Source organism: Nonomuraea maheshkhaliensis (assembly GCF_039529435.1).
In the GTDB taxonomy this organism is placed as follows: Bacteria; Actinomycetota; Actinomycetes; order Streptosporangiales; family Streptosporangiaceae; genus Nonomuraea; species Nonomuraea maheshkhaliensis.
Genome location: NZ_BAAAMU010000137.1, coordinates 17,948 through 28,386 on the forward strand (window position 1 = coordinate 17,948; position 10,439 = coordinate 28,386).

At 73.4% G+C, this 10,439-nt stretch carries 5 protein-coding genes and 1 pseudogene; all 6 read left to right on the top strand.

The genetic code is table 11. The features are described from left to right. Positions 1-209: 209 nt before the first annotated feature. Positions 210-2,462, top strand: coding sequence for a VWA domain-containing protein (locus tag ABFX54_RS47890; RefSeq protein WP_346113788.1), 2,253 nt, complete (start codon positions 210-212; stop codon positions 2,460-2,462). 7 nt (positions 2,463-2,469) lie between these two features. Beyond that, positions 2,470-5,583: a tubulin-like doman-containing protein gene (locus tag ABFX54_RS47895; RefSeq protein ID WP_346113789.1), complete on the top strand. Its 3,114-nt coding sequence runs from the start codon at positions 2,470-2,472 to the stop codon at positions 5,581-5,583. Positions 5,584-5,585: 2 nt separating this feature from the next. After that, positions 5,586-7,421, top strand: coding sequence for a hypothetical protein (locus tag ABFX54_RS47900; protein ID WP_346113790.1), 1,836 nt, complete (start codon positions 5,586-5,588; stop codon positions 7,419-7,421). Next, positions 7,405-8,415 carry a protein kinase family protein gene (locus ABFX54_RS47905; protein ID WP_346113792.1) on the top strand — a complete coding sequence of 337 codons (1,011 nt, stop codon included), beginning with the start codon at positions 7,405-7,407 and terminating at the stop codon, positions 8,413-8,415. The genes ABFX54_RS47900 and ABFX54_RS47905 overlap by 17 nt, the downstream gene beginning before the upstream one ends. Then, the gene (locus ABFX54_RS47910; protein WP_346113793.1) at positions 8,397-9,416 is read left to right on the top strand and encodes a hypothetical protein; all 1,020 of its coding nucleotides are present in this window, start codon (positions 8,397-8,399) and stop codon (positions 9,414-9,416) included. Before ABFX54_RS47905 ends, ABFX54_RS47910 begins: the two co-directional genes overlap by 19 nt. Beyond that, positions 9,413-10,439, top strand: a pseudogene (locus ABFX54_RS47915) (hypothetical protein); the annotation flags it as partial. The gene ABFX54_RS47910 and the pseudogene ABFX54_RS47915, both read left to right, overlap by 4 nt.

Sequence of the window (10,439 nt, forward strand, 5' to 3'; positions counted from 1 at the left end):
AAGTCAGGTGACTGGGTCGAACCTGGATACCCGGTCACCACTCCAGTCCCCGCACCGCCTTGCCTCCCTTTAAGATCCTGTTGAACCTTGCATGGAGGTTGACTTTCGGACATCCTGAAACGAATGGAAAACACGCCCAAAACCCCGGCAGAAACTTCTCGGCGCCGCTCTCCGTTCAGCGGATAAGAAAACGGAACCTGTGAGGAAATGTGCGCGTCACTCCATCCCTCAGATCCCTCTTCACGCTGACCGTCACCGCCGTCGTCACCGCTGTGGTCACCGGCGCGGTGTCGCCGGTCCCGGCGGCGCAGGCCGCGCCGCCGGCCGACGACGTCAAGCCCGTCCGCGTCGTGATCCTGGTCGACGAGTCGGGCAGCCTGTCGGGCGCCGACGTCGCGCGTGAGCGCGCCGCCGCCCAGCTCATCGCGCTCAGCGAGCTGTCGCCGCGCTCGCAGGTGTCCGTGGTGGGCTTCGGCAGCTCCAACGGCCCCGGGCAGTCCGCCGTCGACATCGTGTGCCCGCTGACCGGCGTGCAGACGGCCCAGGATCGCGAGTCGCTGAGCCGGTGCGTGGAGCGGTTACGCCGCAGGGAGAGCTCCGACGGCAACGACACCGACCACGCCGCCGCCCTCGACCAGGCGCTGAGCATCATGAACGAGCCCGACGACCAGCAGCGCTCGAAGATCGTGTTCCTGCTGACCGACGGCGTGCTCGACGTCGCCCGCAGCGCTCAATACGGCGCCGACGCCGAGTCCCGCAACCGCAACGCCCAGAAGCAGATCGACAGCGGCCTCAAGGACGCCGAGCGGGCGAAGGTGCAGATCTGGCCGCTCGGCTTCGGCTCGGCCGACAAGTCCAGCCTCGACGCCTTCGCCGCGGGCGGCTGGCGGGAGCCGTGCGGCGGCCAGGAGTCGGCCACGCCGCGCGCCAGGGTGGTCGCCGACTCGAAGGACGTCGAGCGTTCACTGCTGGAGGCGTTCGCCTACGCCAGGTGCGCGGGCATCGGCGACTCGGTGACCGACTCGCTCGACTCGGGCGCCACCGTCGACCTCCACGTCACCATCCCGATCATCGCGACCGACGGCTCGATCGTGGTGGTCAAGCGCGACCGGCGGGTGCAGGTCACCTACTTCGACCCCCAGGGCACCCAGGTGCCCAAGCAGGGCGAGCAGAACGAGTCGACGTTCCAGGCCGCGGGCGAGGCCGGACCGGTGGAGTCGCTGCGCATCCGCAACCCGGTGCCGGGTCAATGGCGCATCCAGCTCAAGTCGCCGCCGGGCGTCGACCGCCAGGACGTCAGCGCGACCGTCGTGTGGCAGGGCGCGCTGCGGGCCTCGATCTCCCTGAGCAACCCGCGACCCCGTCCAGGCGAGCAGGTGACGGTGCGGCTGCGCCTGCAGACCAGGACGGGCACGATCTCCGACCCGGCGGCGCTGGAGGGCCTGCGCTTCTCCGCCCGGCTCACCGGCGAGGGGTTCCAGGAGACGCCGATCGAGCTCGGCGACACGGGCGGCGGCGCCGACCGGGCCAAGGACGACGGCGAGTTCTCCGGTCGGGTCGCCGTCCCCGGCACGGCCACCGGCACGCTATCCTTCCTGGGCAAGGTGACAGGGCCGGGCGTGGCGGGCGACGAGCGTCCGTACGAGACCAGGATCGCCGGGCCGGCCGACCGGCTGCGCGGCCAGGTGCGGCTCGAAGCGGCCACCGTCGAGCCGGGCGGCGAGGTCTCCGGCACCGTCGGCGTCACCAACGACGGCGAGCCCGCGCGGCTCGGCCTGCGACTGCTCGACGCTCCCGGCACCGTGAGCCTGTCGGCCCAGGAGCTCCAGGCGCCCGCGGGCACGTCCGAGCACGCCTTCACCCTCCGGATCGGCTCCGGCGCGGCCGAGGGGCAGGTCGGCGGCCAGGTGCAGGTGGTGGACGCGGCCGGGCAGGTGGTCGCCGAGGACTTCGTGCAGGTCGAGGTCCAGCGGCCGACGCCGATGTGGTTGCGGGCGCTCCAGGCGCTGCTCATCCTCCTGGTCGTGGTGGCCGCCGGGCTGGCGTTCCTGATGGTCAGGCGGCGCAGGCGGCAGCGGGCCGCCGACCCGAGCGAGCTGACGCTGTACCTGTTCGACCGGCCGGGCGAGCGGGACATCAGCCAGCTGCAGGCGCCGATCGGCGAGGGCCCCGAGTTCGGCTTCACCATCACCGACCGGCGGCTCGTGCGCACGTACGGGACCGGCTACACCGTGCGGCGGGGCGAAGGCCGGTCGGTGCTGGTGACCGACCCACGGGGACAGCGGCTCGACCCGCTCTTCCCCGGCCGGCCGATCGCCCTGCCCGGCGACGGCGAAAAGGCCTTCTACCTGGGTGTGGGCGACCGCCGGGCCCAGGGCGCCGAGCAGCCGGCGTACGGCCCGGCGGAGCCGCAGCAGCAGACCAGTACCCGCAGACCGATGCCAGGCGACGACCTGATTTGAGGGGCGCATGAGGATCTTCGATCCGATGATGTTCGTGGGACTCGGCGGCACCGGCTGCCGGGTCGGGGTGGAGTTGGAACGCTGGCTGCGCGACGAGTTGTGCGGCCCTGACGGCATGGACCTGATCAGGAACTTCAGCTGGCAGAACTACCAGCCGTACGAGCTGCCCTCCTGCCTGCAGTTCGTCTACGTCGACCTCAACGAGGACGAGCTGAACCGCACCCGGCGGCGGGTGGTGCCGACCGAGAAGGAGTTCCCCGCGGCGGCCCGCACCGCCCATCTGATCCACGACGTGGTGCCGAAGTTCGACTCCTACCCGGAGGTGGCCCGCAGCCTGCGCGCCACGCTGGGCGACCACGTGAAGGACTGGCTGCCGCCGCGCGAGCAGGAGCCGCTGGTGGCGCCGCTGATGCGGGGCGCGGGCCAGTTGCCGACGGTGGCCAGGGCCGCCCTGTTCGAGCGGATGCGGCACGGCGTCGGGCCGGTGGTCCAGGGCATCGAGGACGCCATCGGCGCGATCAGCAACTCCGGCGGCGAGCTGGCCGCGCTCGGCGGCCGGCTGCGGCGGCGCTGCGACGTGTTCGTGGCCTACTCGGTCGCGGGCGGCACCGGCAGCGGAATCTTCTACGACTACCTGCACCTCATCGGTGACGCCTTCGCCCGCAGCGGCATCAGGGCGCGCATCCACCCGCTGGTCGTGATGCCGTCGGCGTTCACCGAGGGCAAGGGCGGCGGGCGCCGAGCCAGGCTCAACGCCGGTTCGAGCCTGCTGGACCTGTTCCGGCTGGTGGACGACCAGAACGCGCCGCACGCGGGCACGCAGGTGGACGAGCAGGGCATCGTGGGCGAGCTGGGCGTGCGCTACCCCACCAGGGGTGACGTGCGGCTGGCGACCGGCACCGTGCAGACCGCGTTCCTGTTCACGATGCCGCCCGGCGTGCAGCGCGACGACCTGCACCGCTCGATCGCCTCGCTGGTCGTCTCGCTGGCCGGCACCCGGCCGAGCACCGCGGGCGAGAGCGCCGGCGGCATGGAGGACCGGGGAGAGTCGTCCTTCGCCGACGACTTCATCAACCGCGCCGTCGAGCGCGACGTGCCGGCCGCCTCCGGCATCGGCAACCGGGGCGTCTCGACCGCGTTCGTCTCCTCCATGACCGTGCCGGTGGAGGAGCTGGCCGACCTGGTCAGCTCGCGGCTGCTGGCCCGCGCGGTGACGCAGCTCGACGCCGTGCCGCCGGGCGCCGCCGAGACCAACGTGGACGAGATCCGCCGCATGTTCACCACCACCAACCTGGAGCCGCTGCACACCCGCGCGCCGCTGCCGCCGCCCGAGGCCCGCCCGGCCACGGGCGCGGCCGACATCCAGAAGTCGCTGGCCAACCGGATGCGGGAGATGCAGGACAACCTCGTCTCCCTCGAACGGGCGCTCAGCCGCAGCGTGCCGCTCATGGCCCAGGAGATGGACGTGCGCAGGGGCGCGATGGAGGGGCTCGGCCACGTCGACCCGTTCCGGCTGCGGCGTGTGGTGGTCGGCCTGCCAGGCGACGTGCACGAGGCCGACCGGCTGGGCTTCGCCGGGCTGCTCGACCACCGCAGGGCGCAGCCGCGCAAGCCGTTCGAGGGCATGAGCGAGGCTCCCCCGCAGCCCGGGCCGATGCGCGACCGGCTGCTGCGCAAGGTGCAGTGGTCCGACCCCGTGGTGCAGGCCTGGCTCGCCGCTCAGGACGCCTGGTACCTGTGGAGTAGCAGGGCGCTCTGGCACCGGGCCTGGGCCGACCAGATGCCCCGCTGGGAGCCGCGGCGCAAGCAGCTCCTGCGCGAGGTGCGCGAGTTCACCCAGGTGTTCGTGGAGCACGCCGAGAACGACCCCGAGCGCTTCGCCCGCCGGGCGGGCGAGCTGTACGAGACACGCGTGGGCGTCTACCACCTGCTGCCGCCCAACGGGGCGGAGGCGTTCTACGACGCGGTCGTACGCCGCTTCGTGGACGTCTTCGTGGCCCGGCAGATGCTGCGCCCGACCGACACGGAGGCCGGCGTGGTCAACGCGCTGATCGGCCCCGACGGCTGGCGGCACGCCTACGACCTGGCCTGGCGTACGGGCAAGCCGGCCGACGCGCTCAACTGGGTGCGCGAGCGGCTCAAGCTGGAGGTCAAGAAGCTGTTCAAGGACCGCGACGAGGCGTCCGCGCTGGGCGAGCAGCCGCTGCTGCCCTCGCTGGCCGACATCCTGGCCCAGGCCGCCACGGGCGGCGGCGACGACCCGCAGGTGCGGCAGTTCCAGCTCAAGCTGGCCGACCTGGTGCCGGGCGGCTTCACCCCCGACGGCACGGGCGAGCTGAAGGTGCTGGTCTCCTACCCGGCGCCGGCCAAGGACCTCGACCTGGAGCGGTTCCTGCGCGACCGGATCGACCTGCCGGGCACGCCCGACTACCGCAACATCGACGCCGACTCGGTCACGGTCGTGCAGCTGCGCACCTCGATGAGCGTCACCCAGGTGCGCGAGCTGCGCGAGGTGCTGCACAGCTGGGCCGAGGCGCTGCACGACGAGCGCCCGCAGGACTACCTGAAGTGGCGCCAGCGGCTCGGCTACGACTTCGGCTACCTGGCCACCACCGAGGAGCACCGCGTGCGCATCCTGCACCGGCTGCTCTGCCTGCTGTGGAACGGGCAGGTCAGCGTGGTCGAGGGCGAGACGAGCTCGCCGGCGCGGATCAGGATCGACATCGAGGGCGGCTCGATGACCCTGCCGCTCACCGGGTACGGCAAGGCGTCGTCGTGGCCGAGCATGTTGCGCGCGTACGAGCAGTGGGTGCTCAGCGGCGACGAGGAGTTCCGCAGCCTGATCAGCGCGCAGCTCATGGACGCCACACCGAACGGCCTGGCCGGCACGCTCAGCCTGCCCCATCCGCTCTACCACGAGGTCACCCGCATGGCCGCGGACCAGCTCGGCCTGCTGGAGATCATGGCGCCCAAGCTGCCCTCGGGCGCCCGCAACCGGGCCGACCAGCTCATCGCCTTCTGGGCGCACACCCTTCCGTCCGCGCTGGACCTGCCGTTCGAACGGGTCGCCGAGGCCGTCGCCTACAACCTGCGCGACCTGGACGCGCTCGTCGAGGAGTGAGCATGGTCGTCGTGCTCGACCTGCGCAAGGGTGAGCCGGACCGGCTCGGCGCCCGGGTCCTGGTGGTCGCCGACACCGAGCGGCTGGCCGCCGGGCAGCGGGTGCTCCAGGACGTGTTCAGCTCGCGGCTGGTCCGGGCGGTGCTCGTCGTCGCGGTGGGGCCGCAGCTGCGGCTGGCGCCGGCGCTGGACGGCGAGCGCCGGCGGGTGCTGTGGGTGGGCGACCCGCGCGGCATCCTCTGGGACGCCGACACCGGCGAGGCGGCGCTCGGACCCGAGGTCAGCTCCGAGGCCATCCTCATCGACCTGCTCAGCCAGGAGGAGGTGTTCGACGAGGTGGTCGCGGGGCTGGGCGACATCCCGTACGGCACCGCCTCCCCCGGATGGCGCATCGTGGCCGGGCGGATCGACCCCGAGGTGCTCTCCCAGGCGTTCCGCGAGGTCTCTGAGCGCTTCCACGGGCCCGCCCAGCAGGACACGGCCACCTTCAGCTCGCCGCTGGCCACCGCGCTGCCGGTGCTCAGCGGCACCGTCGACCTGCCCGCCGACCTGCTCGACGCGCTCGTCCCCGACGGCCCGCTCGACCGGATGCACCGCCGCGCGGCCGAGCAGATCGACCGGGCGGCCAGGGCTCTGGAGGAGCTGAGCTACTTCAGCCCCGCCCCCGCGCGGGCGGCCATCGCCGGCGAGGTGATCGCGGCGGGCAAGGCGCTGGCCGAGTTCCGCGACACGGTCGCGCGGCTGTTCGCCGACGTCGACCACTCCGACGAGGGCGCGAAGGAGACGCTGGCCGCGCACGGCGTCAAGTTCGCCACCCCGGCCGGCATGGGCGTCACCGAGATCGTCGCCGAGATGCGCGCGGACGTGGAGTCGGCGCTGGCCGAGCGCAGGAGCCTGACCCGGCTGGTGTCCCGGCTGCGCCTGCTGGCCGACCACAGCGCGCCGATCGGCAGCGCCGCCTTCGTCGCCGACCTGTGGCGGATCTGCCCCGACGAGCTGCTCAACGCGCTCCACGCACCCGCCGACTTCCCCGCCACGCTGCTCGACCGGTTCGTCTTCTGGCGGCATTCGCGGGCGTGGTGGCGCGAGCAGTTGTCGCTCGGCCCGGCCCGTACGGCGCTGGACGAGCTGCGTTCACGCCTGGAACGGGTGGCGGCCAGCGAGTGGATGCTCGGCCAGGCCCGTACGCACACCTCCGACGCCGCCCGCACCCTGGCGGCGGCGCTGAACGACGCCTGCGGGCAGGTGGCGGGGACGCTGATGGACTGGAGCCGGGCCGAGGCCGGCCAGGCCGCCGCCGGCCCGGCGCTGGACGAGGAGGTCACCGTGCGCCTGCGCGACCGGGGCGGCCAGCTGCGCGAGGTGATCACCGGTGACCTGCTCGACGCGGTGACGGGCTGGCTGGAGCCCGGCTGGACCGCACTCGAACACGGCGACTACCGCGACGTCCAGGCCGGGCTGGACCGCCGGATCGACGAGACGCTCCGGCAGTACCGCTACCACCTGGCCCACCGGGGCGTGCAGGAGCGACCCGACTTCGGCACCGGCGACGCGGGCCGCCAGGAGCTCGTGGACGCGGTGTGGCGGCAGTCCCAGCAGGTGGTGCGGGCGCTGCGGGCGCAGCCGGGCGGCCAGATGTTGCAGCTGTGCGGCGACCGCGACCTCGCGGTGCTGCTGCGGCAGGCGTCCGCGGTGCGGTTCGCGCCCAGGGCGGTCAGGGGCCAGGGCAACCCGCCCGGCGTCGTGTGGACCAGGTCCGGCCAGTACGCCGGCACCCTGCGGCTGGTGCCGCTGCGGCCGGGGACGGTGGAGGAGAACTGGAGTGGGGATGGAACCTGAGCCGCTGAGCTTCAACACCCCCGAGGGCGATCCGGTGACCTGGGAGGTGGAGGCGGAGCCGTGGCACGACCCGTTCGAACGCCGGCTCACCCTCGTCGTCCAGGGCACCCGCCTCGTGCAGCGGCGGGTCCCGCGCGCCGAGGGCCGTGACCGCGAATACCTCTACGACCTGCTGGAGAACGAGGCCCGCATGGGCGCCAGGCTGCTCACCCGACTGCGCGGGGACTACCCGCCCGAGCTGCCCCGGCTGCTCGGCTACAGCCTCGACGCGGAGGAGCCGTTCGTGCTCCTGTCGGACCGCAGGGGCGAGCCGGTCACCCGGTACTACGGCGCGCTGCTCATCGCCGAGCAGCGGGGGCTGCAGGTCAGCCTCTTCCGCGCCGTGCGCATCCTGTCGGCCTGCGGCATCGTGCACCGGCGCATCGACCCGTCCACCGTGCGCTGGGACGGGACCACCGTGCAGCTCACCGACCTCAGCCACGCCACCCTGGCCGGCGCCCGGCGGCTGCGGCTGGGCGAGGCCCCCTACGCCTCCCCGGCGCAGCGCGAGGGGGTGGGCGTGGCCTCCACCTCCGACGACCTCTGGAGCGCGGGCATGGTGCTCTACCGGACGATCACCGGCCGCGACGTGGCCGACCGGCCCGACCTCGCCGCCACCCCGGCGCTGCAGGCCATCCACGACGTCTTCTCCGCCGCCCCACCGACGGCGAGCGAGGTGCTGGCCCGGCTGCGGGCGCCCGACCCGATGCAGTCCATTCCCGTGGAGCGGGATCTGGCGCTGGAGGAGGGCCGAGTCGCCTTCGACCGGGCCCGCGAGGCGCGGCGCGACCCCGCCGACGCCACCGCCGCTCCGGCCACTCCGGCCTTCGACGACCGCACGCGCGTCCAGCCGGCGCCGGCCGGCGAGGAGCCGCGGCGCACCTGGCTGACACGCTGGCTGCCGCTGGACGTACTGCTCGTCCTGCTCCTCGTCCTGTGGCTGGTGAACCGGTGATCCTCTGCCCGATCTGCCTGCACGAGTTCGACTGGAGCGAGGACGAGCTCTACGAGCGCACCCCGGCGGGCCGCTACCAGCCGCTCTCCCTGGAGAACGTGACCGGGGCCCGCCGCGAGGACCTGCTGCGGGCCGCCCACGTGCGCTGCCCGGCCCCCGTCGCCGACCCGGGCCTCGAACACCACCTGCCCTACACCTACGTCCGGCACGGCAGGCCGCTGGTGATCGGCCTGGTCGGCGGGCCTGAGACGGGCAAGACGCACCTGCTGGCCTCGATGATCGGGGCCATCGAGCAGGGCGGGCTGCGGCCGTACGGGCTGACCACGGACGCCGTGGACATCGAGCGGCACGCCCAGTACGTCGACTCCTACGTCAACCCGCTGGTCGTCGAGCGGGAGGCGCTGTCGCGCACCGCCCACAGGTCCAGCGCGGAACCCGTGGACGCGCTGCTGGTCAACGACGGCACGCACACCACGGCGGTGGCCTTCTTCGACATCGCCGGCGAGCAGTTGCGCAGCGCCACGCACGAGGCGACCAGGTTCGTGCCCGCCGTCGGCGGGCTGCTCTTCGTGATCGACGCGGCCACCAGGTCGGCCAGGCTGGGCGACGACTCCTTCCGCGCCGTGCTGGACCGGCTGCCCAAGACCGGCGGGCGGCTCGACGTCCCCGCCGTCATCGCGGTCACCAAGAGCGACGCCGTGCGCTTCCAGGACCCGGTCGACACCTGGCTGTACGCCGACCCCGACCGGCTCGACCCGGCCGACGTCCTGAAGGAGAGCAGGGACGTCTACGCCTTCCTGCACCGGCGGGGCGCGCAGGCGTGGCTGAGCCCGTACGACAAGTGCCGCAAGTGCACCCTGCACTTCGTCTCGGCCACGGGAGGCGCCGCGGCCGACGGGCGCTTCCCCAGGGGCGTGCGCCCGCGGCGCGTCCTGGCGCCCCTGATCTCGCTCTTCGCCATGACCGGCGTCCTGCGCGGCTATCCCGAGGTGGGGACATGATGGGGCGTTATTCGAGCATCGACTGGATCCAGTTCGAATGGGACAACAAGCGCACGGGCCTCGGTCCCGTCCGCTCCTCCCTGCCGGAGACCGCGGGCTGGTACCACCAGCTCGGGCCCTGGCTCGACCCAGGGCCCGCGCCGGGCGTCAGCGTCTGCCGGCTCGTGGTGGACGGCCGGGTGGTGGTGCTCGCCCGCACCCGGACCGGCGGGTCGGACAGCAGGCGGACCATCCAGGTGCAGGCGTACCTCGGCGGCTCGGCCTCGCTGCCCTCGCCGATGCCGAACGTACGCCAGGCGCTCGCGCTGGCTCCCGGCTGGGCCTCGCTGCTGCCCGCCGACGACGTGCCGCTCGACCTGGCCCGGATGATCGAGCCGTACTCCGAGGCCGGGGCGGCGCTCGACCGGCAGGCTCGGGCCGGGGCGGCGGCGCTCGCGCCCATCGTCTCCGAGGCGCTGCGCTCCCGGGGCAGGACCGCCCTGTCGGTGGCGTCGGGCGGTGACGCCGTCGTGCAGCTGTGGGGGCTGGTGGACATCCTGGACCTGCTGCTGGGGCACTATCCCGAGACGTTCTCCACGTACGAGAGCGACGATCTGCAGCAGGGGGCCGAGGTCGTCTTCCTCCAGGGCTGGCCGGGGCCGTCGTCGCGGGCCTCACGCCGGGCGCGGGTCGATCTGCGGGCGCCGGACCAGGCCGACAGGTACGGGGACATCGCGGCGATGGCGGTGGCGGCGTACGCGCGCAAGCAACTGGTGGCGGTGGTCAGGAGGGCGGGGATCACCGACGGGACGCCGGTGGAGGAGCGCATCCGGCTGCTGGAGACCGTCACGTACGACCCCGCGACCGCCGACCGGTCCGAACCTGCGGCACCCACGCGCCGCGCCGACCCGGCGACACCCGCGAACAGGGCCGCACCGGCGAGCCGGACCGAGCCGGCGGGATCCACGAGCCGGACCGAGCCGGCGGGGCCCGCAGGTGGGACCGCGTCGGCGGACACGTGGGCGCCCCGGCCGCCGGCGCGTG

What these genes read in the sequence shown, in the direction of transcription:
- ABFX54_RS47895 (WP_346113789.1), top strand. Translation starts at nt 2,470, where the DNA reads ATGAGGATCTTCGATCCGATGATGTTCGTGGGACTCGGCGGCACCGGC.
- ABFX54_RS47900 (WP_346113790.1), top strand. Translation starts at nt 5,586, where the DNA reads ATGGTCGTCGTGCTCGACCTGCGCAAGGGTGAGCCGGACCGGCTCGGC.